This is a genomic window from Desulfallas sp. Bu1-1 (genome assembly GCF_015594625.1).
Classification (GTDB): Bacteria; Bacillota; Desulfotomaculia; order Desulfotomaculales; family Desulfallaceae; genus JADNRQ01.
Window position 1 is genome coordinate 51,719 of sequence record NZ_JADNRQ010000015.1, and the last position, 23,618, is coordinate 75,336.

Genomic DNA, 23,618 nt, shown 5'->3' on the forward strand with positions numbered 1-23,618 from the left:
AAACAGGCAGGAATCAGGAAAGTGTATGTCGTATTATTTATACAGTAAGCAACCCGTTGATCCTGCCCATGAGCCGTTAGGTCCGGTTGTAGAAAATAAATCGCCAGCGCTCACCGGCTCGGTCGAAATTGTAATTAAAAATCTACTTGCAGCTTTTGAGGAGGTGGTCGTCAACCCGGGTAATGCACGTTATTTCAGGTGCACGACGGCCTGATAAGCAAGAAGCCGGAACAGCGGAGGGCAACTTTGGGAAAACCAGTGCATTTTTCGTTAATGAATATGTTGCACTCCAGTGGTTGGAATGTTAATATATTGCTAGTGTAAAAATGATTTTTACCCTAAAAATAATACTATCAGAGATTTTTTAGGGGAAAATAAAAAAATTAATTTGCTAATATTTTTTGGAGGTGTAGTTGATGGCTTTTCTGGAAATAGGCGGAAAGCAAATTGAACTCGATGAAGACGGTTTCGTTGTCAATCCCGATGAGTGGACTGAAGAGGTGGCGAAAGCCTTTGCTGAAAGCGAAGGTATTAAAGAGCTTACCGAAGACCACTGGAAAGTAATCCACTACCTGCGCGATTATTACAAGCAGTTCCAGGTTGCCCCGATGGTAAGAAAAATGTGCAAACAAACCGGTTACAGCTTGAAGCAGATTTACGAGCTGTTCCCCTCCGGCCCGGCAAAGGGCGCCTGCAAACTGGCCGGCCTGCCCAAGCCCACCGGTTGCGTGTAATAAAAATAACCCCGCCAAAAGGCGGGATTTTTTTTTGGTTAAAACTATTGACAATAATGGCTAATGTAAATAGAATTTTAAATGAGCAAATGTTCAAAACCAAGCGGTAAATGCCGGGTAAATACTCTAAAAATGGAGGTAGTGCAGTACTAATGAAAATTGCCATACCATCTGAATATGGATATGTCAACCAGCATTTCGGCAGGAGCAGGGAATTTACAGTGGTTGAACTGGATAACGGTAAGATTGTCTCGCAAAAAATCATCTCTGCGGATAATTTGCAGCACAATCACGCCGGGCTGGCCGGTTTAATGCAAAATGAAGGCGTTGAAGTGGTTATTGTCGGGGGCATTGGCGCCAAGGCTCTGGAGGCCCTGGAGGAAAGCGGTTTAAGAGTCGTCAACGGGGCCAACGGCAAAATCGAAGAAGTCGTGGGCAGCTTTGCCAGGGGCGAACTGGTTTCCAGTGCGCAGGCCTGCTGCCACCACCACGGAGAGCATCACGGCCACGGTTGTCACCACGGTTAGATGCCGTATCCGGTTAAAAAGCCGGCCAGTACCATAAGCACTCCGCCGGCGGTTAATAACACCAATTTTTTTACCCGGGCGTCCCAATTTCCGGGCCGGTATCCGGGCCACTCTCCAGTTTTAATGATCTGGAGTGTCAGCAAAAGCACCCCGGCGGTAATTACGCAAAGACCGGTGAATATAAACAGGAAACAGGCAATGACCATGACGTAACCTCACTTTACTTTATATAGCATAATAACACAATAAGCCATAAGATTAATCTGTTCAAGTGCTTTCGTCAAACAAAACATGTAATATTCTTTTTTCGGCGTCTTTTCGCAAAAACACCTTTTGGGGGGTGTTTTTTTTTCGGGCATTCATTATAATTAAATAGATGGTTTGCTAACCGGGACGGCGCCCGGGGCGTTTTGGTGAAAATGCCGTTTGTAATAGCCGTTGCTGCAGGATATATGCAACAATTTTATTAATGATTACGGGAAGGGTGGTACCAGGTGTTACCTTTGATAAAATTGAACCAGGCGGTTAGCCAGGCGGAAGAAAAGGGATTATTTGACGAACTGAATAAAATCTACGGGCTGATTCCGGAAACCAGCTGCGAGCGCTGCGCCACCTGCTGCACGGTGCCCCAGCCGGCGTATATTGTTGAATATTTGAACATGTTTCGTTATGTAAACAAAGTAATGCCGGAAAAGTGGCCGGAAATCATCGCCGGCGCGGTGCGTTATTATTTCCTGGAACTGGTTGATATTAACCAGCGCTGCCCGTTTTTGGACGGGGAAAACAACTGCATGGTTTATGAAGCCCGGCCCTTCACGTGCCGCACTTACGGGCTGATGGGGCAGCGGGAAGAAAACGAACAGGTCCGCAAAAACATGGAAAAACTGGCGGAAAAATATCTTCAAGAGCACGGCATTGAACTGCCCAGGGAAATTGTTGAATTTGAGCTGCCCCGGTGCGACAAGGTCCGTGTGGTGAATGGAACCAACAAAAAACCCCTGGAATTGATCCAGTTGCTTACCGCCGACCTCGGGCAGTTGGAAACGTTTTTTGTACCCGTGCAGGTGGTGGACAGCCAGTACACTTTCGTTCCCTATGTAAACCATCTGGTAATGAGCGTGGTCAGCGAGGGGGCGAGATATCGCCGCCCGCGGGTAATGAAGGAGTTCCTGGAAAACGGTCGCAGCGAATTGCTGGATAGTTTCATTGAAAAGTATAAGAGGACGTCTTTTTGACGTCCTGCAATGCTTGTCAATGAACAAGATTCATGATATATTTTTAATAACATGATGTTTTTTACCAGGATGATGGCTAAGGGCCGCGGAGGTTTTTTCGACGTGGCCCCTATATAAAAGCCTGTTATGTGCATAGATTCACAATGCCGGGCAGGCTTAGCAAAAATTAATAATTTTTTCCTTGAGTAAAAAGCAGGAAGACCACTACTTTGTGTCTAATTTCATTAATACGGCTGGAGCCAACCATTATATTCTAATGATGATTAACCGGTTTGTAAGTCAACTGGCTGACAAAAAGAGAAAGACGGATGGGAGATTAGGTTTTCATTAGGAACATTTTGTTCCTTAGTTACAAAAAAATTAAATAAACTATTAGGAGGGAAAGCATTTATGGCACTACCTAAACCGCATGGCCCGGAAGGAGTACTCAAGCCCCTGTTGCTGTACGGGGAGGAGAGGGAAGCCGAAATTAAGCGGGCTCAAAGCATGCCCAAGGTGTACATGAGTTCCAGGGAAACGTCCGACGTTTTGATGCTCGGGATTGGAGCTTTTACACCGCTGTATGGATTTATGAAGAAAGATGATTACACCGGCTGCGTGTTTGACTTGAAGCTGACCGACGGCACCATGTGGCCCATGCCCGTTACCCTGTCCATCACCGGAGAGGAAAAGGACGCCATCGGCCTCAAGGAAGGCATGGAAGTCGCCCTGTACGACAGGGAATCCGGCGAGCTCTACGCCACCATGCTGGTGGAAGAAATTTATACTTACGATAAAGAGGCCGAGTGCCGCGAAGTGTTCAAAACCCTGGACGCCGAAGGACACCCCGGTGTGGCCAAGGTTATGCAGCAGGGAGAATACAACCTGGGCGGCCCCATTAAAGTCGTCAACGAAGGTATCTATCCTCAAAAATATCCCAAGTACTACCTCTATCCTGCAGAAGCCAGGAAACTCTTCGAAGAAAAAGGCTGGTCCAACGTCGTTGCTTTCCAAACCAGGAATCCGATGCACCGCTCCCACGAGTATCTCTGCAAATTCGCCCTGGAAAGCGGTCTGGTGGACGGCTGCTTCATCCACGCCATCGTCGGCGCGCTGAAACCCGGCGACATCCCGGGTGAAGTCCGGGTCAAGTGCTACGAGGCCTTGGTTGAAAATTACTTCCCGAAAGAGAACATCGCTCTGGGCGTATACCCCATGGAAATGCGTTATGGCGGGCCGCGTGAAGCCCTGCTGCATGCCGTATTCCGCCAAAACTGGGGCTGCCGGTACCTGATCGTCGGCCGCGACCATGCCGGCGTGGGCGACTACTACGGCCCGTTCGACGCCCAGAAAATTTTTGACACCCTGTGGCCGGGCGCCCTTGAACTGAAGCCCATGCTGATCGCTTGGACCTTCTATTGCTACAAGTGTCAGAGCATGGCCAGCCAGCGCACCTGCCCGCATGGTCCGGAAGATCGTTGCGTGGTGAGCGGCACCAAGTTCCGCCGCATGATGCAGGATGGCGAAGATATTCCGAAGGAATTCGGCCGTCCCGAAGTTATGGAAATTCTGCGCGAATACTATAAGACCGCGGAAAGGGTCGAGATTAAGAAGGGCGCATACGAGGATATCCCCGGTCCCCAGAAGTAATCGACTTGAGCAACAATAAAGATACTGGGTGTGCCCCGGGGGGCGCACTCAGTATCAATGTATAATGTATTCACCATGAGGTTTTGTCGTTAAGTGTCATGAAAAAGTTCAATTATATCCCGCCAAAAAGAAGGAGCCCGGGCATTTGCGTCGAAAGTATAATTATCGCTGATTGCAGTCCAACTTGTATTGGCGCTTGTGACCGGCAATGCAAAGTCCATTTTTAAGTCCATATTTTTATAAACATGATAACACTTGACCGGAACGGATTCGTAGCATGTATACGACAAAATCAGACGCAAATAGGCGACAATGGACTTGAGCATTTTTCCAAAACCGGGTTGCCCGGCGCAACCCGCGATCCCAAAAACCGCTCGGGGGAGGTGGTGAAAAAACGGTGTAGATTTACGCCGGTACGCAACGCGAGCAACATCGCAATATCTTGATGCTTTGTGAATGTAGACTGGGGAGAGAAAAGGTTAACAATTTTTCTCTTGAGACTAGTTGATCAAAATGTGGTATCAATTTCTGCGGGCATGATATCAAAGCCGCAGAAACTTATTAACAAATAGGGAACGGGAGGTTGAATTAATGCCAACTTTTGTAATCGCCGAGAAATGTGACGGCTGCAAGGGTAAGGACAAAACTGCTTGCATGCATGCATGCCCCAATGATTTGATGGTGCTGGACAAAGAGAAAATGAAGGCCTACAACCGTGACCCCTGGCACTGCTGGGAGTGCCTCTGCTGTGCGAAAGCCTGCCCGCAGCAAGCCATGGACCTGCGTGGTTACGCTGACTTCGTACCGATGGGCGCCAGTGTAACTCCTCTGAGAGGTTCGGACAACATTATGTGGACCATCAAGTTCCGGAACGGTATGGTCAAGCGCTTCAAGTTCCCCATCAGGACCACTGAAGAAGGTACTGCTGTTCCCGGTGGTGACTTCCCGGAAGGCGCCGGCGATCTGAACAGCCAGGCCCTGTTCACCGAGCCGGCATCCCTGCTGCTGGATGAAGTGCCCACCATTAAGAAGTAACTGCGAATCTGATTGCCAGTTTTAAAGAACTTTACGGAGGAGGTTAATATTAATGCCAATGAATTTTGAAACTGTTGAAGTCACCACTGACCTTCTGATCGTGGGCGGCGGTATGGCGGCCTGCGGCGCGGCAGTGGAAGCTGCTTACTGGGCAAAGAAAAACGGTTTGAAGGTAACCCTCGTTGACAAGGCCGCCTTGGACCGCAGCGGTGCCGTGGCTATGGGTCTGTCCGCTATCAACCAGTACCTCGGCGTGGGCAAAGGCAAGAACACCGTCGAGCAATATGTTGAGTACGTTAAGAACGACCTGATGGGCGTTGCCCGTGACGACCTCGTTTACAACATTGCCCGCCACGTCGACGGTACGGTGCACCTGTTTGAAAAGTGGGGCCTGCCCATTTGGAAAGACGAAAATGGCGAGTACGTAAATGAGGGCCGCTGGCAAATCATGATCAACGGTGAATCTTATAAAGTCATCGTTGCCGAGGCCGCCAAGAACGCCCTGGGCATGGACAATATCTACGAGCGCGTATTCATCATCGAGCCGCTGCTCGACGGCAACAGGATCGCCGGCGCTGTAGGCTTCAGCGTTCGCGAAAATAAATTCTATGTCTTCAAGGCGAAAGCCGTTCTGGCCGCCATGGGCGGTGCCGTAGGCGTATTCAAGCCCCGCTCCACCGGTGAAGGTCTCGGCCGCTCCTGGTATCCTCCGTTCAGCACCGGTTCCAGCGCATACTTCACCATCCGCGCCGGCGCTGAAATGACCTGCCAGGAAGTCCGCTTCATCCCGGTCCGCTTCAAGGATGCGTACGGCCCGGTCGGCGCCTGGTTCCTGCTCTTCAAATCCAGGGCCACCAACGCGTTTGGCGGCGAGTACATGGTGGAGCGCAGGGAAGAACTGAAAAACTGGGCTCCCTACGGCCTGGTCAAGCCGATTCCGGCCAACCTGCGCAACTACCTCGGCATGCTTGATGAAAGCGAAGGCAAAGGCCCCCTCTTCATGAGGACCGAAGAAGCCATCGCCAAGCTGGCCGAAGCTTATAAGGATGATCCCAAGGCCTTCAAGAAGAAAATGAAAGAGCTGGAAGCCGAAGCTTGGGAAGACTTCCTCGACATGACCATCTCCCAGGCCCTGCTCTGGGCTGCCACCAACATTCAGCCGGAAGAAAGATCCTCCGAGATCGCAGCTGCCGAGCCTTACTTCATCGGCTCCCACTCCGGCGCATCCGGCGCATGGGTATCCGGTCCCGAGGATATCGCTCCTCCCGAGTACTTCTGGGGCTACACCAACATGACCACCGTAACCGGTCTGTTTGCTGCTGGTGACGCTTCCGGCGCATCCAGCCACAAGTTCTCCTCCGGCTCCCACGCCGAAGGCCGTATTGCCGCCAAGGCCGCCATCAAGTTCATCGTTGAAAACAACACCCAGCCCAACGTGGACATGGCCAAGGTGGAAGAACTGAAGGCCCGGACCTACAAGCCGCTGGAAATTTACGAGCAATACAAAGACATGACCACCGATCCGGAAGTCAACCCGAACTACATCAAGCCCAAGATGTTCATGTTCCGCCTGCAGAAGATGATGGACGAGTACGTCGGCGGCGTGACCGCGAACTTCTCCACCAACAAGGCTAAACTCGACAGGGCTATGGAACTGCTCGGATTCCTGAAGGAAGACTCCGAGAACCTGGCCGCCAAGGACCTGCACGAGCTCATGAGATGCTGGGAGAACATCCACCGGATGTGGCAGGCCGAAGCTCACATTCGCACAGTCATGTTCCGTGAAGAGACCAGGTGGCCCGGTTACTACTTCCGTGCCGACTATCCGAAGATGGATGAGGAAAACTGGCTCTGCTTCGTCAACTGCAAGTGGGATCCCAACACCGGCGAGTGGAGCGTATTCAAGAAGCCCATCATCCGTCTGTTCCAGTAGTTATATGAACAACTGATCTCACCCCATGTCCCGGGCGAGATCAAGTAACTCTGCGCATGTGCCATCCACGGCGCAAAGAGGGCCCGTAGCCGATGGCCGCGGGTCCTTTGCGCTGTGAGGCGCAGCGAAAGTTGCTAAACAGCCCTGGCTGAATCGCGCTTGTAGGGACTGGGCGTTTGTTTTATCTTAGGTAAGAGTTAATTTTGCCAGGCGTCCTTACAGGCCGCCTGGAGTTTTTTTTCAATCCCGGTGGTCAACTGCTCGTGATGAGTAACCGTAACATGTTTGGATACAAGGCAGTACAAAAATTTAACACGGGAGAAATGGCGTGGTGATATATAATGGCAAATAAAAGTATATTAGTGGTAGGGGGAGGAATAAGCGGCCTTACCGCGGCCGTGGAAGCCGCCGAAGTGGGTTACGAAGTTTTCATCGTGGAGAAGAACCCGTACCTGGGCGGCAGAGTCACCCAGATCAACCAGTACTTCCCCAAGCTGTGTCCACCAAACTGCGGTTTGGAAATTAATTTCCAGAGAATTAAAAAGAACCCCAAAATCAACTTCTTTACCCTGGCGGAAGTGGAGAGCATCTCCGGTCAGGAAGGCAATTTTGACGTGACCGTCAAGGTGAACCCCCGTTATGTAAACGAAAATTGCACGGGTTGCAACAAGTGCGCCGAGGTTTGCCCGGTGGAAAGATCCAATGCCTTTAACTACGGGCTGGACAAGACAAAGGCGATTTACCTGCCCCATGAATTTGCGTTCCCGATGAAGTACGTCATCGATGATCAAGCCTGCAAGGGCGCCGAGTGCGGCAAGTGCGCCGGAGCATGCGAGTACAATGCCATTGACCTCGGCATGCAGGCAAAAACCATTAAGCTGAATGTGGGCGCCATCGTCTGGGCCACCGGCTGGAATCCGTACGATGCCAACAAGCTCAGCTACTATGGTTTTGGCCGGTATAACAACGTTATCACCAACGTGATGATGGAAAGGCTGGCCGCGGTCAACGGCCCCACCAAGGGCAAAATTGTTCGCCCGTCGGACGGCAAGGAAATCAAGAGCGTGGCGTTTATTCAGTGTGCCGGATCCCGTGACGAGAATCACCTGAAGGCTTGCTCCTCCGTATGCTGCCTGGCTTCCCTGAAACAGGCCACCTACGTCAGGGAGCAGTACCCGGACGCTGAAATTTGTATTTACTATATTGATATCAGGGCGCGCGGCAAGTACGAAGACTTCTTCACCAAGGTGCAGGAAGAAGCCAACATTACCTTGATCAAGGGTAAAGCCGGCGAAGTCAAGGAAGATCCGTCAACCGGGGAACTGATCGTGATCGCTGAAGACCAGATCGCTCAAAAAGTGATCGAGAAGAAGTTTGACCTGGTTGTGCTGGCCACGGGCATGGCTCCCACCACGGCCGAGGTCAAAATACCGGCTGAAATGGATTATGACGAAGATGGTTTTGTGGTTTCAGGCGCTCAGACACCCGGTATCTATGCTGCAGGATGCGTCAAAAACCCGTTGGATGTTGCCTCAGCTGTCAGGGATGCTACCGCTACAGCTCTTAAGGCGATCCAATCTACGGTGAGGGGGCAACAGTAATGGAAAAGAAGATAGCTGTTTACATTTGCACGGGCTGTGGTATTGGAGACGCCTTGGATATCGACGCTTTGTCCAAGGTGGCGACAGGTGAATATAAGGTAAGTATTTGCAAAACCGACGGATTTCTTTGCGGTAAGGACGGCGTTGAACTGATTAAAAAGGATATCGAGGGAGAGGGCGTAAACACTATTGTGATCGCTGGTTGCTCTTCCCGGGTCAATTACGATGTCTTTGATTTCGGACCGGATAAAATCGTGGAGAGGACCAACCTGAGAGAGCAGGTGGCCTGGTGTCACCCGGCGGGTGACGAGGACACCCAGATGCTGGCCGAGGATTACCTGCGGATGTCCCTGGCCAAGCTTAAGAACGTGAACTTGCCGGAACCTTACCAGGTTGACGATTTCTCCAAAGCCATTTTGGTTGTGGGCGGCGGCTTCACGGGGCTTAACGCCGCGCTGGAATCGGCCAGGGCCGGTTACCAGACCATTTTGGTGGAAAAAGAAGCCGCTCTCGGCGGCTACGTGGGCAAAATGTACAAGCAGGTGCCGCTAAAAGCGCCATTCACGGAACTGGAAGAGAACAGCATTCCCGCTTTAATCAAGGCTGTTGAAGAAGCCGGCGTCAAGGTCTACACCTCGGCCACCATTGAAAAGACCGCCGGCGCGCCGGGGATGTTTGATGTGACCATCAATCAAAACGGCAGCACCGTCCAAGAGCGCGTGGGCGCCATTGTGCTGGCGACGGGCGCCAGGCCGTATGACCCCGGGAAGCTGGGTCACCTTGGATTCGGCCAGTATGAAAACGTGATTACCCAGGCCATGTTCGAGGAAATGGCCGCGGCGGGCAAGCTGGAAGCCGGCAAAGTGGCGTTTATCCAGTGCGCCGGCTCCCGCGATAAGGAGCACCTGCCCTACTGCTCGGCGGCCTGCTGCATCGAATCGATCAAACAGGCCCTGTATGTGAAGGAAAACAACCCCGAGGCCAACGTATACATTTACTACAAGGATATTCGTTCCAACGGCCAGTATGAGCACTTTTACAAAAAAGCCCAGCAGGAAGGCGTTATTTTCATCAAGGGTGATGTAACGGCCATTACCGAAAACGACGGCACGCTGACCATTGAAGCCGACGACCATACCATGGGCACCAAGTCGGAAGCTGACGAGTTCGACCTGGTGGTACTGGCCAACGGTATGGTGCCGGCAGCCGCCTTCGGTGAAATGCTGGACGCGGCCCCGGCCCAGGATGAAGCGGCGGCTGCTGCGGATGAGCCCAAGGTATCGGTCGCCCCGATCATCAAGTCCAACATGCTGAACCTGGAATACAGGCAGGGTCCGGAACTGCCGTCTTTGAAATACGGTTTCCCGGATTCCCACTATATTTGCTTCCCGTATGAAACCAGGCGGACCGGTATCTATGCCGCCGGCGTGGTCAGGGCTCCCATGGATATGCTCTCCGCCCTGGAAGACGCCACGGGCGCCGCGTTGAAAGCCATCCAGTGCGTTGAGGCTACCGCCAGGGGCCAGGCACTGCACCCGCGGTCCGGGGATATGTCCTACCCGGAATTTAATATGACCCGCTGCACCCAGTGCAAGCGCTGCACCGAGGAGTGCCCCTTCGGCGCCATCAACGAAGACGAGAAGGCCAACCCGCTGCCCAACCCCACCCGCTGCAGAAGGTGCGGTACATGTATGGGCGCTTGCCCCGAACGGATTATTTCCTTCAAGAACTACTCGGTGCCCATGATCGGCAATATGGTCAAGGCCATCGAGGTGCCCGAGGAAATAGAAGAAAAGCCGAGAATCCTGGTCTTCGCCTGCGAAAACGACGCCATTCCCGCCCTGGACATGGCCGGCATCAACCGGCTGGAATATAACCCGTGGGTAAGGATTATCCCGGTTCGTTGCCTGGGGTCCCTGAACCTGATCTGGATCAACGACGCCATGGCCAGGGGATTTGACGGCGTATTGCTGATGGGTTGCAAGCACGGTGACGACTACCAGTGCCACTTCATGAAGGGCAGCGAGCTGGCGGAATACCGCCTGTCCAAGATATCCGAAACCCTCAACCGCCTGGGGCTGGAGTCGGAACGCGTGCGGGCCACAACGGTAAATATCATGGATTACGATAAGATTCCGGCCATGCTGGATGAATTCGCCAAGGAACTTGAAGAACTGGGACCCAACCCGATGAAGGACTTCCAGTAAAATAAATAGATATAAGGGGCGGCCGGCAACCGGCCGTCCCAAACTCCTTTAAAAATTAGAAAGGGAGTATGTTCTTGTATGGAACAAAAAAACAATCAACCTGTTAAATATGATTTGAATTTTGCCCGGGAGATTTATAGTTTGGAAAATGGTTCTTACATCAAGCAATGCATGCAGTGTGGAATGTGCGCCATTTCCTGCGCCACCCGCGAGATCATGGACTATTCGCCCAGGCGGCTGTTCAACCTGATCAAGCTGGGTAAAAAGGACGAGGTGCTGGAGGCCAACACTATGTGGCAGTGCACCTCCTGCTGCACATGCAAGGCGCGATGCCCCAGGGGCATCCCCATTATCGACGTGATGCACGACTTGAAAAAGTATGCCATTCAAAACGGTTACAGCGATGATCCCCGAGCCGCGTTTTACAAGGCGTTCTGGGCCGAAGTGGCCAGCCGGGGCAAGGTGTTTGAGGGCGGGGTTACGGCCCGTTATTACCTGATCCGGGGCCTGGATGAGTTGAAGAAGGCGTTTGCCATGAAGGACGTGGGCCTGAACATGTTGAGGCACAAGCGGATGCCCTTGCTGCCGCCGAAAAAAGTCAAGGGCCTGGGTAACTTGAAAAAAATTATCCGCAAGGCCCAGGAACTTGAGCGGAAGGAGGCCGGAAGATGAAGTACAGCTTTTATCCCGGGTGCTCCATGGAGGCAACCGCCCAGGCCAATTTGAAATCCATAGAAGCGGTGGCCGGGGCGCTGGATTTGCACCTGGAAGAAATCCCCGACTGGAACTGCTGTGGCGCTACGGTGGCCTCCGGAGTGGTCGGTGATTTTACCCAGCAGGTCATGACCGCCCGCAACCTGGCCATTGCCGAACCCAAGGGCTATGATGTGGTGGTGGGCTGCAGCTCCTGCTACCTGAGCCTGGCCGTTACCAACAAGCGGTTCAAGGAAGATGAACATTTCAAGGCCCTGGCCAACGAGGCGCTGGCGGCGGGCGGCCTCAAGTATGATGGCTCGCTGCGCGTGCGCCAGTTCCTGGAAGTAGTGATTAACGATGCCGGTTTTGACCGGGTGAAAGAAAAGGTCAAGCGGCCGCTGACGGGCCTTAAAGTGGCCGGGTACGTCGGCTGCCAGACGGTGCGGGCTATTCCATACGAATTTGACGACCCCGAGTACCCCGTCCAGATGGATAAACTTATGGAGGCGCTGGGGGCGACGGCGGTGGATTTCCCCATGAAAGCGCGCTGCTGCGGCAGCTCCAATGCTATTGCCGCAACGGACATCGTGGTGGACAGCGCTTTAAAAATTTTCCAATCGGCCGCCGGCGGCGGGGCGCAGGTTATTGTCACTCCCTGCCCCATGTGCCAGCTTAACCTGGACGCCTACCAGCAAAGGGTCAACCAGCTGCACGGTACCAACTTCAACATTCCGGTGTTGTTTTTTACCCAGTTGATGGCCGTTGCTTTTGATTTGCCGGAGGATGCCAGGGCGCTTAATTATTGTATCGTTTCGCCCTATGAGGCGCTGGCGGCATACGGTGTTGGTAAATGACATTTTGTTGGCCGTGCCTGTACTAAAGTATTAAAAGCCCCCGTGAAAAATGGCGAGGGGCTTTTATTTTTGGGGCCGGTAGTGTAATGACAAGAAAACGTAGCAGGGTATTGCAGGTGATTTATTGCATCATGTATACTCTATGGAAATTGCTTGTGCCGTGGGGCATGGTTATGTTAATATATTAACGAAGGACTTATAGAATAGTGACAAAAAACTTTTATTTTTAAAGTAGATAGTATAATATTTCACATTATTTCGTCTTTTAAATAATTAATAATAGCCGGGTTAAAAACTGGCTATCGGAATACATAGATAAACGGTATATAGTATTGACGGGTCCAAAATTTGAGAGGGGGAGGATGGAGGGATTTGACGGCATTATATTGAATTGGTCAAGTAATATCTAATTTTAAAAAAGCGAATATTATTGGGCAATTAATTAAACAATAATTAAAACCAAAGGGGTGAACCATTTGCCTGAGCATATTCAAATTTACTTCGCCAGTGTAGTCTTTTTAATTACTTACGCCATCATTGTCTCCGAAAAGATACACCGGGCGGTAATCGCCCTGGTTGGCGCGGCATTGATCGCGGTGACAAAAATATTAAGCCCGGAAGAAGCGGTGCATGCCATAGATTTTAACACCATCGGTTTGCTTGTGGGCATGATGATTATTGTCGGCATCACCAGGCAGACGGGTGTTTTTGAGTACCTGGCCATCAAGGCGGCCAAAAGCTCCAAGGGCGAGCCGTTAAAAATTATGGCGGCGTTATCGCTGGTGACGGCTGTTTTATCCGCCTTCCTGGACAACGTGACCACGGTTTTGTTGATTGTCCCGGTGACATTTGCCATCGCCCAGAAACTCAGAATCAGTCCCATTCCCATTTTAATCGCGGAGATTCTTTCCTCCAATATCGGCGGCACCGCCACGCTGATCGGGGACCCGCCCAACATTATGATCGGCAGCGCCACACACCTTGGATTCATGGATTTCATTGTCAACCTTACTCCGATCATCATAGTTGTTTACGTGGTAACCCTGACTTTGCTCCGGCTCATCTACAGAACCCAACTGGTGGCCGACCCGGAGCGGCAGCAGAAGATTATGGAACTCAATGAAAACGATGAATTAAAGGATATGCAACTGTTGCGCAAATGCCTGGTGGTTCTGGGGTTGACCATCTTCGGTTTCGCCATGCACCAGTACGTGCACCTGGAATCGTCGGTAATCGCCCTTACCGGCGCCAGCCTGTTGCTGCTGGTGAGCCGGGAGGACCCCGAACACGCGCTGCATGCTGTTGAATGGCCAGTTATATTTTTCTTTATCGGTCTGTTTGTGCTGGTGGGAAGCCTGGAAAAGGTGGGCGTCATCGAGGCCATTGCCAAGGCGTCCCTGGAAATTACCGGCGGGGTGATGATCCCCACGGCCATGCTGATCCTGTGGCTGTCCGGCATCGCCTCGGCCTTTGTGGACAATATCCCCTTTGTGGCCACCATGATTCCGTTAATCAAGGACATGGGCCAGTTGATGGGCGTAACCGATCCCAACGCGCTCAACCTGTTCTGGTGGTCGCTGTCCCTGGGGGCCTGCCTGGGCGGCAACGGAACCATTATCGGCGCCTCCGCCAACGTTGTGGTGATCGGGATGGCGGAAAAGCGGGGCATGCATATCACCTTTATGAATTACTTCAAGGTGGCATTTCCGCTGATGCTGGTTTCCCTTATATTGAGCTCGGTTTACATGGTTCTCTGGCACATCTACCCCGAGATGATCACCATTGCGGTTACGTTGCTGTTCGGTATTCTCGTCGCCGTGGCCTTTATGCCCATCAACAAGGCACTGGAGAAAAGCGCGGTCAGGCATCGTGCCAGGCAATCTGTATAATATAAGTAAATAAAGGTCAACAACCGGATACGAATTCTTAGCCCATCATATTACCGTGACTTGACCCTGAAAGGGCGTAAAATATTGCTCAAGCAGGGTTTTTTGTAAAACAAAAAAACGGCCCTGCGTTTTCTGCCGGGGCCGCTTTTTTAAATAATTGGGAACTATGCCTGGCTGTATTTGTGTTCAGGGCTGCCCGCATACCCATCCGGGGCCATTTTGTCCAGCCAGGGCCACGTGGATGTTTTGCCGGCGGCGCCGGCATCCCCGTTCATTACCAGCGTGGAGATTTCTCGGAAAATGTCGATGCTGCGCACCATTCCGGCCAGGCGCCCGTTGTTCTTGACGGCCACGGTGTCCGCTTTATGTTTGGTCATGTAGTACGCGGCTTTCAATAGCGTGTCGTTGACATTGACAAATAAATCCACCGGCTTCATGAATTCCCTGACCAATCTGCCCGCGACCTCCCTGCACCTTTCGGTAAACAGACCTTCCCAAAAAACTGGAGTGGCCCATGTATTACAGGCTTTCGTCCCGCCGAAAACCGTTCCCTTCAAGTGCTGGGGCTCAATGGCCACGAGCAGTTCGGGAATGCCGAACGTGCCAACCAGTTCATTATCCTCCACCACGAAAATACACTGGCGACCCGTTCGGGGTTTATTTTTTTGCAGGTTGGATGAACTCATTAATATCTTTACGGCGTCCTTGAGGGTGGCCTCACCGGATACCGTGGGATAATCATATATGGGAATCATAATATCCTTTACTTTCTTTTCACAGGGACTTTCCATCTTTTCAGCCTCCTTTCAAGCGGTTGCTACCGCACCGGCCAGTGAAAGTAGTGACAAAAATTTGGGATAAAATATTGTCAAAGACACCGGTTTGTGATATTATTATCAAAAGAGTTGTAGTGTTGCACGGCGATTATAAGTATTGTTTGTTACTGGGACCGGATTGGTTCAAATTTGTGAGCCTGAAGAATTTCAAATGGCGTTTGGTATTTGCGCTTTTGCATTGTTTTACGACGGGGGCCGCTGGTCAAACCGGTGGCGGCCGGTCAACGAGCCCCCAAGTAACATTATTTTTTTTACTAATCCCACCTCCCAAAATTAGTGACTAAAATAGTGACAAAGTTAGTTACGGAATTCACATTCCCTGTTAAAGGATATTATATATCATTAGTCAATATAGTGCAATATTTCACAATAAAACCCGGCGATTATTTAACTGAAAATGAATTATAAATTAGTCTGCCCGCAAGCTTTCCATGCTGCGGGCTTTTTTTATACTTTAGGAAAGTATGCCATGCTATATTTATGGCCGGGGTTAATGAATAAAGTGCGCCGGGGTGCCGGCCACCGGGTAAAAGCCGGTGAATTTAGGTAATGTTTTTTTTTAAATTTTCAAGTATAATTTTAAACAACATCCCGGAAGGTTAATTATTTCACACCATAAAGCATTGCATTAAGTAAACGGAGGACCGCATGAGCAAGCAAAAAATTTTTGATTTGCGGGAATATAGAAAGGCCGGCGGGCATCCGCAAATAAAAGAAACGCCCGGCAATGGTAAGCTCCAGGCACCGGGCGGGCGCGGGGGACGGCTGGCCAATATCGCCGGTGAAAGGAAATGGCTGTTGCTGGGCATTTTGCTCCTCGTTTTAATCTGCCTGGCACCTACGCCCGAGGGCCTTTCCGACAAGGGAAAATACGCAATTGCCCTGTGGGTGTTCGTAGTGGTTTGTTTTTTAACCGAGGCCGTTCCGCTGCCGGTAACCGCGCTAATCATCGGGTCATATCAGGTTGTGACGGGTATTGGCAAATTTCAGGAAGTGCCCCGCACTTTCATGGATGACGCCGTGATTTTTATCATGGGGGTACTGATGCTGGGGGCCATGCTGGTTAAATATAACATCCACAATAAAGTGGCCCTGCAGATGTTAAAGATTTCCGGCACCCGCATTGACCGGGTGGTGCTGGGCATGGTGGCTTTTTGCGCCTTGAGCGCCGGGTTTATCACTGAACACGCCACTGTGACAATAATGTTTCCCATCGGCGTGGGGATCGTTTCATTAAGCGGCGGTATCAAAAAAGTACCCAGGCTGGGCAAGCTCATGATGCTGGCCATTGCCTACGGGGTGATTATCGGCGGGGTGGCCACTCCTTCAGGCGGCGCCCGCAATGCCCTGATGTTAAGTTTTTTAAACAACCTGGGCATAAACGTGGGGTACGGCCAGTGGATGCTGATGGCAGTCCCGTTCACCTTGCTGATGATTCCCCTGGTTACCTACTGGCTTTTAAAATTATTTAAACCCGAAGTGGAGGATTTGAAGGAAGTGTTGGAAAGGATCCAGGCGGAAATGGACGCAGACGGCCCCATGGCCACTAAGGCCAAAATGGCGTTGGCTATATTCCTGGCGGTGGTGGTGGGTTGGGTGCTGTTCAGCCGCCAGTACGGGGTGGGCAATATCGCCATGATCGGGGTTATTCTGGCGGCTATATTGCGCCTGGTGGATTGGAATTACCTGCAACAAAAGACACAGTGGGGTGTGGTTGTTCTTTATGCAGGTGCAATTTCCATGGGTAAGATGCTGGTCCACACCGGGGCGGCCTCCTGGCTGGCAAAACAGCTCCTGGCCGCCGCGACCGCGTTTGGGGTAACAAAAGGCCTGCCGCTGCTGGCCGCGACCACTACAATTACGGCGCTGACCACCAATACCATGTCCGACGGGCCGACTGTTGCGGTTCTCGGGCCTGTGTTCATCAAGGCGGCGGAGCTGGCCAACACTTCTCCATTTGCCGTAGGGGTGGCCACTTCCCTGGGGTCCGCTTTTTCCTACTTGCTGGTGATCGCTACACCTGCCAATGCCATTGTCTACGGGCCCGGTTTTTTAAAGGCGGCGGACTTTTTAAAGGCCGGCGCTGTTCTTTTTGTGTTGTCACTTATATTTTCGGTGGCCGGGTTGGCGGGAATATGGTGGCATGTTCTGGGGATCTGGTAGCAAACCGGGTGACAAGAAACAAACAATTCCGTTGCGGCTTGGAATATTCAGAAAAAATAAACTAAATAAAATAACATGGTGAAATATTGCACAAACTAAAAAGGTGTGGTATAGTTTACTCAAGGGAACATGGCAAGAAAATACTCAATGGTACTTTATACATAAAAAACATACAGAAAGTAGTGGTAAAAATGATGATAATGCCCGGAGCGGACTGGCGAAGTGGTTATTGTGACCGGTAAAACTTAATCAACTCAACCAAACGATAAAATACTTTCGGGCGGATAGGTGGTGAGGATCATGTTTTTCCGGAAAATAACCAGCAGGAGCAACGGCAAGGAGTACACCTACCTGAAATTGATCGAGAATTACAGGGAGGGTGACAAAGTAAAACAACGGGTTATTGCCAACCTTGGCAGCCTGGAGAAACTTACGCCTGACAAGGTAAACGGATTGATTACGGGTCTTTCCAAAATATGCGGGGTATCCCCTCCCTCCACCAAACTGGAGACCAAAAAAATATTGCGCTACGGGGAAGTCCTGGCAATACATAAAATATGGGAATTGCTGGGACTGGAAGCGGTTATTGATGCTGCCGCAGGCTTCCGAGATGAAGAGATAAATGTATCGCTTCTGGTTGAGCTCATGGTAATCAACCAGATCGTCAAACCCCAGCATAAACAGGTCATCAGTGACTGGTACCAATGCCTGTACCTTCCCGCGCTGGAAGGCAAGGAACTCTCACCGCACCATTTTTACCGGGCGCTGGACATAGTTGCTGAAACCAAAGAAGATTTGGAAAAAAATATTTTCGCCAACTTAAATAACTTTATGCCGGTAAACACTGACCTTGCCTTTTGCCGGTTGACCTCGGGGATGCTTGAGCCGGCTCCTCGTAATGAACTTAATTTAACATCTTACGGGAAGTATATTGTGGGAGAACCCGAGCAGTTTCAAAAAATCGATTTTGGGCTTGTGGTGAGCCGGGACGGGATGCCCCTGGGGCATAAAATGCTGCGGGAAATGACTGAAGAATGGGAATTTAAGAACGTGCTGGATTACCTGAAGGATGTTTTCGGTATAGACAAATGCATTTTTGTGGGGGATCGCAATGTCGCGAGCAACCCGAACCTGGAAATCCTGGTTGCCCACGGGTATGATTACGTTATCGGCCGCCAGTTGACAACCGGACAAGATCGGGATTTGCTTGCGCGGGAATTATACGCCGGCAAGCAAGATTTTCAAGAAATAAGCGAAGACCTCTGGTTTAAAGAAATAAGAAAGAATGACGTTCGCCACCTGCTCTGCTACAATCCAAGGGCCGCGGAGCAAATGAAGGTCTTTTTGAATGAACGGTTGAATGCAATTGAAATGGAACTCAAGGCCATTCAAAAGGCGGTGGTTGAAAAGCGCGATTTAAAAGCCAGAACGTTCAATAAAAATGCGCCTGTGTTTAAAGACAGCTACTGCCGTAAATATTTTGAATGGCATTATGACGAAGCTTCCATGGGATTCACTTACCGGCGCAAAGATGACCTGTTGCAGCTGGACGCGAACCTGGCCGGGGCATTTATGTTGGAAACCAACAATGAATTTCTGCGAGCCGGGGAAATACTTAAAGCGTACACCAGTTTAAATCAACTGGGTGAATCCTTCCGGGAAATAAAGAATTTTGAGCCATGGCCCGATTACCTGTACGCCGAGCTGAAAATTTCCGCCAATATATTTGTCTGCGTACTGGCTGCGATCCTGGAAAAAACCATGGAAAGAATGATCCGCCAGGCGGGATTGAACCTGGATATACGCCACGCGCTGTTATTGCTCGAAGAAATCAAGGTTGCGGTTAATCAACTGGATGACCGGGAAATAAAGTCTATAACCAGCATCTCTCCAATCCAGGAAGATATTTTCAATGCCATTGGCCTGGTTAAAGAACAACGTACCGTAATTTAAATTTTGCGCATTTGAATTTGACGGCTGTTTATTCCGGTTTGGTTTTGTCCGTAGTGACAACTAAATTTTTGCTCAAACTTGTGCAATTATTCGCAATAACTTGCACAAAAAAACAACCGCAAATGCCTGATAAATCACACAACCTCAAATTGCAAACCTGTTTGTATTAATAATAACATAAACTGGTCAACTGGTTCAATAGTTTTTTTAAAAAAAGTTGTCACTACTTAAACAAAAATAAAGGAACCGGTATCCGAAAAAGCCGTCAATTGAAAATTATTTCACCAATGAAGGGGGGGTGCATTATTTAGAAATTAACGGCCGGATTGTAGTGACATAATTGCGCATTAATCTGTAATATTTTAACTGTTGGTTAGTGATTAAGGAGGGATGACTAGATGGCCTTTTTAAAAAGAATGGCCACGGGTGGTTTGGCCACCGGCAAGGTTTTGAGCGATCTCTCAAGGGCGCAGGCCAATTGGGAACTGGAAATGAGCAAGGTGATACTTGGTAGAAGGTGGAAGCTGCTTCTCCTTGCCATGCTGCCGGTTTTGTTTGGAATTGGCATGGAAGTGGCCTCTGCGGCCAACCTGCCGGAGCATCTCGGCGGGCATAAGGGGTATATGCCCAGTTTCGTCACCGTTAATATGTTTATCGGCTCCATTTTTGTGGGTTTGATGGCCGGCTTGATCACCGGTGTAATTGGTGCCGGTGGTGGTTATGTTCTCACCCCCGCGCTGATGAGTATTGGTGTCAAGGGGATCATGGCCGTTGGTACCGACCAGTTTCACCTCTTTGCCAAGGCCATTATGGGCACAGTGATTCATAAAAAGTTGGGCAACGTCAACTTTTGGATCGCTGTCTGGTTTGTGGTTGGTTCAGTGTCCGGCGCTACCGTTGGCGGCATGATTAACCGGGCCATTTATCAGAAAAGCCCGGCTTTAAGCGACGCGTTTATCAGTCTTATTTACGTAATTATCCTGGGTATTTTAGGTGCATACGCCATGTACGACTGGATCAGTTCCAGCCGCAAAACGAAGATAGCCGCTGATAATCAAGTGCAAGACGCCACTACGAAGTTTGCCAAGTGGCTTCAGGCTTTGCCCCTCAAGCCCAGGGTGAAATTCGACGAGGATATGGTTCCCGGTGGACGCAGCATCTCCGTTTACCCGCTGATTATTGTGGGTTTCATCGTAGGTAACGTGGCGGCCATGATGGGGGTTGGCGGCGGGTTTCTGACTTTCCCGATTTTCGTATACGGGCTTGGCGTATCAACCTTTACCACCGTTGGAACAGATATTTTGCAAATTATCTTTACTACCGCTTATTCCTCCATTGCCCAATATGCTATTTACGGATATGTATTCTATAGTGTGGCTATGGGCATGTTGCTGGGTTCCCTGATCGGTGTCCAGATGGGAGCGCTGGCGACCAAGGTTTTGAAGGGATCAACCATCCGGGCAATCTATGCTCTGACCATCTTTGCCGGTTTTACCAACAGAATTTGCGCTTTGCCGACAAAGCTGAGCGATGCCGGTTATCTTAGCATGAGCAAGCAAAGCGTAGCGGTTCTAACCAGTGTGGGCAATGTTGTTTTCTTTGCCCTGGCGGCTACCTTCTCCCTCTGGATTATGCTCTCATTCTTCCGGGGTATAGGTAAATTCAGGGCTGAGGCGAAGGCGGCGGCGGAGGGAGCTTTAACCACTGCCACCCGGTAAATCAAAGGGGGTGTTTTGGGTGATAATTAATAAAAAGCAGTTTATAATCGGGCTCGTAATGCTCATAGTCTTTACTATAGTTTTTATAGGCATGATGAGCCCCCTACTGAACGGTAAAACATTAATTCAAGCCGCGGATGATCTGTTTAACCAGTTGACCAAGGGTTCTACGTACGTTATTCCAAAGGTGTTGAACAAAGCCGAAAAATTTGAGGGCACGAGCTTTGAGGTGGCAGTCAAGGTCGAAAGCCAGGAGGATATCGATAAGTTTACAAAAGTGTTTGCATCGGGAGGCGCCCGGGTTTCGGCTCAAGGGCAGGAGGTCGTTATCAGCGGCGATCTGGGGCGGGTTGCGAAAGCCGCTCTGGCTGATGCCGACGTTGAATTTAAAAATAACGGCGCCCAACTGCAGAGCAAGTACGGCATGGAATCCAGGGAAGTGCTTTACTACTGGTGGACCGGATTCAAGAACCTCGGCAGCCAGTACAAAATTGAGAATAAAGCTGCGGAGATGAGTTTTGTGAACGATTTGATGCAAAAAGGAATAGAGCCGGCGTACAACTTTGAGGGTATCAACGCGGTCAAGGTTAGTGAAAAAACCGGTATCACAACCTTTATGCTGGTGTTCTATGTGCTCTATACAATCCTGTACGGGTTTGCGATTATGTATCTGTTTGAAGGGCTTGGTATTGTAGCTTCGTCTCATGGAGAAAAAGCGGAGGTGTAAACTACCGGTCCCTGCCGGGGCCAGTAGGTAATTAAAGGAAACGGGAGCTTTGCTTGGCAGCGCCCGTTTCTTTTTTTACTTGGAATTTCAGCCCGTCATAGCCCCGGAGCTTGACCCTAAAAGGAATGGCTACTTTGTCAGCAACATGGGTGTTTTAGAAATAAATAAAAAGGAGCGTGCGGATGAGGGAACCGGCTGGGGCGCGCTTCTTAGTTCCTGTTTGTGGATAGTGGAAAAAAACCATCGGGTTTGATATGATAAATGCTGATTAAAATAAGTGGGGGGGGTAAAATGTCACTTGGATTCAGGCGCACCATTTTACTTACCGGCCTGGCCGCGTTTATCGCGGGCATTATGTTTGCGGGCGGCTGTTTGCTGGTGAATGACATCAAGGGGAACCGGGGAGGGACAACCCCGGTTTTGCCGGGTAATCAAGCCGGCGCCGGGCAGGTGGTGCCCGGGGTAAATGCCGGAACCATTGCGGACATTGTTAAAAGCGCCGGGCCGGCAGTGGTGAAAATAAATGTAGAAAAAGTAAGCAGGGGCCCGGGCGGGGACCTGTTCTGGGACGACCCGTTTTTCCGCTATTTTTTCGGCTCACCGGGTCAGCCGCGCCGGGAAACGGGTGTGGGATCGGGATTTATCATTTCCAATGACGGCTATATTTTAACCAATGAACATGTCGTGTCCGGGGCCGACAGGATTACGGTGGTCGTGCAGGATCAAAACAAAGAATATAACGCTAAATTAATCGGGTCGGATTATGACCTGGACCTGGCGATAATTAAAATCGATGCAGGAAACAAATTGCCCCATTTAGTTTTGGGGGATTCGGACAAAATTGAAGTGGGCAACTGGGTGATTGCCATCGGCAACCCGTTCGGCTTCGACCATACCGTTACCGTTGGGGTAATCAGCGCCAAAGGCAGGCCGGTGCCCGTTGAAGGGCGGTATTATAAAAACTTGCTGCAGACGGATGCCGCCATCAACCCGGGCAACAGCGGGGGGCCGCTGTTGAACTTGAAGGGCGAGGTGGTGGGCATCAACACGGCGGTGGCCCAGGCCCAGGGGATCGGTTTCGCCATTCCCACCAGCACGGTAAAAGACGTGCAGGATGAGCTGATGCAGAAGGGTAAAGTGATCAGGCCGTGGCTGGGCATCCAGATGCACAACATCACGCCCGAACTGGCGGAATATTTTGGCCTGAAAAGCCCGGGCGGCGTGGTTGTAGTGGGCGTGGTGCCCGGCAGCCCGGCGGAAAGGGCGGGGCTGCGCCAGGGGGACGTGATTCTGAAAGTTGGAAATGAAACAATCAAGGATGCGGACGACCTGGCCGGGCGGATCAAGAAGGCCAAAATCGGCCAGAAGCTGTTGCTGCTGGTTTACCGGGACCGCCAGCCCGTGTATGTTACTGTGGAGGTCGGTGAAAAGCCCGCCCAGCTGCAGTAGAGACGGAGCAATGAAGCGGCTGGCAAGAAACAAAAAGCCTCCGGCTTTGTGCCGGAGGCTAGCTTTGTTTGCTGATCCAGTTCAGCAGTTCCTTGCGCATAAGTTTTCCGGAAGATGTTTTGGGCAGGTTGTCAACGAACCGGTAATAGCGCGGTATCTTGTAACCGGCCATTTTTCCCCGGCAGAAGTTTTTGAGTTCTTCCTCGTCGAGCTTTCTGCCCTCCCTGGGCATTACAAAGGCAAGCACCTCCTCGCCCATAACGGCGTCCGGCACTCCCACCACGGCCACCTCGAAGATGTCGGGGTAGTACATTCGAAAAATCTTAAAGCCTTGTAAATACAGGCTTTATTTTTTTGCATTTTTTTAGCTTCACCTCAAAAACCCCCCTTGATTTTATATCATGGCCAAAATACTTGATTTAGATATTATTA

At 50.7% G+C, this 23,618-nt stretch carries 19 protein-coding genes; 16 read left to right on the forward strand and 3 right to left on the reverse strand.

Features of this window, described 5'->3' with window-relative positions; all coding sequences use genetic code 11:
• Window positions 1–416 precede the first annotated feature (416 nt).
• Complete coding sequence (locus IT084_RS12930) at window positions 417–734, forward strand: TusE/DsrC/DsvC family sulfur relay protein (protein ID WP_195713318.1); 318 nt, start codon at window positions 417–419, stop codon at window positions 732–734.
• A gap of 152 nt (window positions 735–886) precedes the next feature.
• Window positions 887–1,261, forward strand: a complete 375-nt coding sequence (locus IT084_RS12935; RefSeq protein WP_195713319.1) for a NifB/NifX family molybdenum-iron cluster-binding protein — start codon at window positions 887–889, stop codon at window positions 1,259–1,261.
• Here IT084_RS12935 and IT084_RS12940 read toward each other — a convergent pair.
• The gene (locus IT084_RS12940) at window positions 1,258–1,467 is read right to left on the reverse strand and encodes a hypothetical protein (protein ID WP_195713320.1); all 210 of its coding nucleotides are present in this window, start codon (window positions 1,465–1,467) and stop codon (window positions 1,258–1,260) included. The two genes, IT084_RS12935 and IT084_RS12940, sit on opposite strands and share 4 nt — an antisense overlap.
• Before the next feature lie 288 nt (window positions 1,468–1,755).
• Between IT084_RS12940 and IT084_RS12945 the strand changes: the two genes are divergently transcribed.
• From IT084_RS12945 to IT084_RS12985, 9 genes are all read left to right on the forward strand, one after another.
• Window positions 1,756–2,496, forward strand: coding sequence for a YkgJ family cysteine cluster protein (locus tag IT084_RS12945; protein ID WP_195713321.1), 741 nt, complete (start codon window positions 1,756–1,758; stop codon window positions 2,494–2,496).
• A gap of 390 nt (window positions 2,497–2,886) precedes the next feature.
• Window positions 2,887–4,125 carry a sulfate adenylyltransferase gene (gene sat / locus IT084_RS12950; protein ID WP_195713322.1) on the forward strand — a complete coding sequence of 413 codons (1,239 nt, stop codon included), beginning with the start codon at window positions 2,887–2,889 and terminating at the stop codon, window positions 4,123–4,125.
• Between the two features lie 591 nt (window positions 4,126–4,716).
• Window positions 4,717–5,160: an adenylyl-sulfate reductase subunit beta gene (gene aprB, locus IT084_RS12955; protein WP_195713323.1), complete on the forward strand. Its 444-nt coding sequence runs from the start codon at window positions 4,717–4,719 to the stop codon at window positions 5,158–5,160.
• Between the two features lie 52 nt (window positions 5,161–5,212).
• On the forward strand, window positions 5,213–7,093 hold the full coding sequence (aprA, locus tag IT084_RS12960; protein WP_195713324.1) for an adenylyl-sulfate reductase subunit alpha: 1,881 nt from the start codon (window positions 5,213–5,215) through the stop codon (window positions 7,091–7,093).
• A 341-nt stretch (window positions 7,094–7,434) separates the two neighbouring features.
• Window positions 7,435–8,694 carry a CoB--CoM heterodisulfide reductase iron-sulfur subunit A family protein gene (locus IT084_RS12965; RefSeq protein ID WP_195713325.1) on the forward strand — a complete coding sequence of 420 codons (1,260 nt, stop codon included), beginning with the start codon at window positions 7,435–7,437 and terminating at the stop codon, window positions 8,692–8,694.
• Window positions 8,694–10,901: a hydrogenase iron-sulfur subunit gene (locus IT084_RS12970; protein ID WP_195713326.1), complete on the forward strand. Its 2,208-nt coding sequence runs from the start codon at window positions 8,694–8,696 to the stop codon at window positions 10,899–10,901. The genes IT084_RS12965 and IT084_RS12970 overlap by 1 nt, the downstream gene beginning before the upstream one ends.
• 78 nt (window positions 10,902–10,979) lie before the next feature.
• On the forward strand, window positions 10,980–11,573 hold the full coding sequence (locus IT084_RS12975) for a 4Fe-4S dicluster domain-containing protein (RefSeq protein ID WP_195713327.1): 594 nt from the start codon (window positions 10,980–10,982) through the stop codon (window positions 11,571–11,573).
• Entirely contained in the window at window positions 11,570–12,451 is an 882-nt protein-coding gene (locus IT084_RS12980; RefSeq protein ID WP_195713328.1) for a CoB--CoM heterodisulfide reductase iron-sulfur subunit B family protein, read from the forward strand. Before IT084_RS12975 ends, IT084_RS12980 begins: the two co-directional genes overlap by 4 nt.
• A gap of 476 nt (window positions 12,452–12,927) precedes the next feature.
• Entirely contained in the window at window positions 12,928–14,340 is a 1,413-nt protein-coding gene (locus tag IT084_RS12985; RefSeq protein WP_195713329.1) for an SLC13 family permease, read from the forward strand.
• A gap of 164 nt (window positions 14,341–14,504) precedes the next feature.
• Here IT084_RS12985 and IT084_RS12990 read toward each other — a convergent pair whose 3' ends face one another.
• The gene (locus tag IT084_RS12990; RefSeq protein WP_195713330.1) at window positions 14,505–15,131 is read right to left on the reverse strand and encodes an HPP family protein; all 627 of its coding nucleotides are present in this window, start codon (window positions 15,129–15,131) and stop codon (window positions 14,505–14,507) included.
• A gap of 693 nt (window positions 15,132–15,824) precedes the next feature.
• Between IT084_RS12990 and IT084_RS12995 the strand changes: the two genes are divergently transcribed.
• The 5 genes from IT084_RS12995 to IT084_RS13015 all read left to right on the forward strand — a co-directional run bounded on the left by IT084_RS12995 (window position 15,825) and on the right by IT084_RS13015 (window position 23,186).
• Window positions 15,825–17,339, forward strand: coding sequence for a DASS family sodium-coupled anion symporter (locus tag IT084_RS12995; protein ID WP_195713331.1), 1,515 nt, complete (start codon window positions 15,825–15,827; stop codon window positions 17,337–17,339).
• A 300-nt stretch (window positions 17,340–17,639) separates the two neighbouring features.
• Window positions 17,640–19,292, forward strand: a complete 1,653-nt coding sequence (locus tag IT084_RS13000; RefSeq protein WP_195713332.1) for an IS1634 family transposase — start codon at window positions 17,640–17,642, stop codon at window positions 19,290–19,292.
• Window positions 19,293–19,690: 398 nt separating this feature from the next.
• Window positions 19,691–21,010, forward strand: coding sequence for a sulfite exporter TauE/SafE family protein (locus IT084_RS13005; protein WP_195713333.1), 1,320 nt, complete (start codon window positions 19,691–19,693; stop codon window positions 21,008–21,010).
• A gap of 19 nt (window positions 21,011–21,029) precedes the next feature.
• Window positions 21,030–21,737: a hypothetical protein gene (locus IT084_RS13010; protein WP_195713334.1), complete on the forward strand. Its 708-nt coding sequence runs from the start codon at window positions 21,030–21,032 to the stop codon at window positions 21,735–21,737.
• 291 nt (window positions 21,738–22,028) lie between these two features.
• Window positions 22,029–23,186, forward strand: a complete 1,158-nt coding sequence (locus tag IT084_RS13015) for a S1C family serine protease (protein WP_195713335.1) — start codon at window positions 22,029–22,031, stop codon at window positions 23,184–23,186.
• 58 nt (window positions 23,187–23,244) lie between these two features.
• Here IT084_RS13015 and IT084_RS13020 read toward each other — a convergent pair whose 3' ends face one another.
• Window positions 23,245–23,499 (reverse strand): AMP-binding enzyme, encoded by a 255-nt coding sequence (locus IT084_RS13020; protein ID WP_195713336.1) that lies wholly within the window; start codon window positions 23,497–23,499, stop codon window positions 23,245–23,247.
• Window positions 23,500–23,618: the final 119 nt, after the last annotated feature.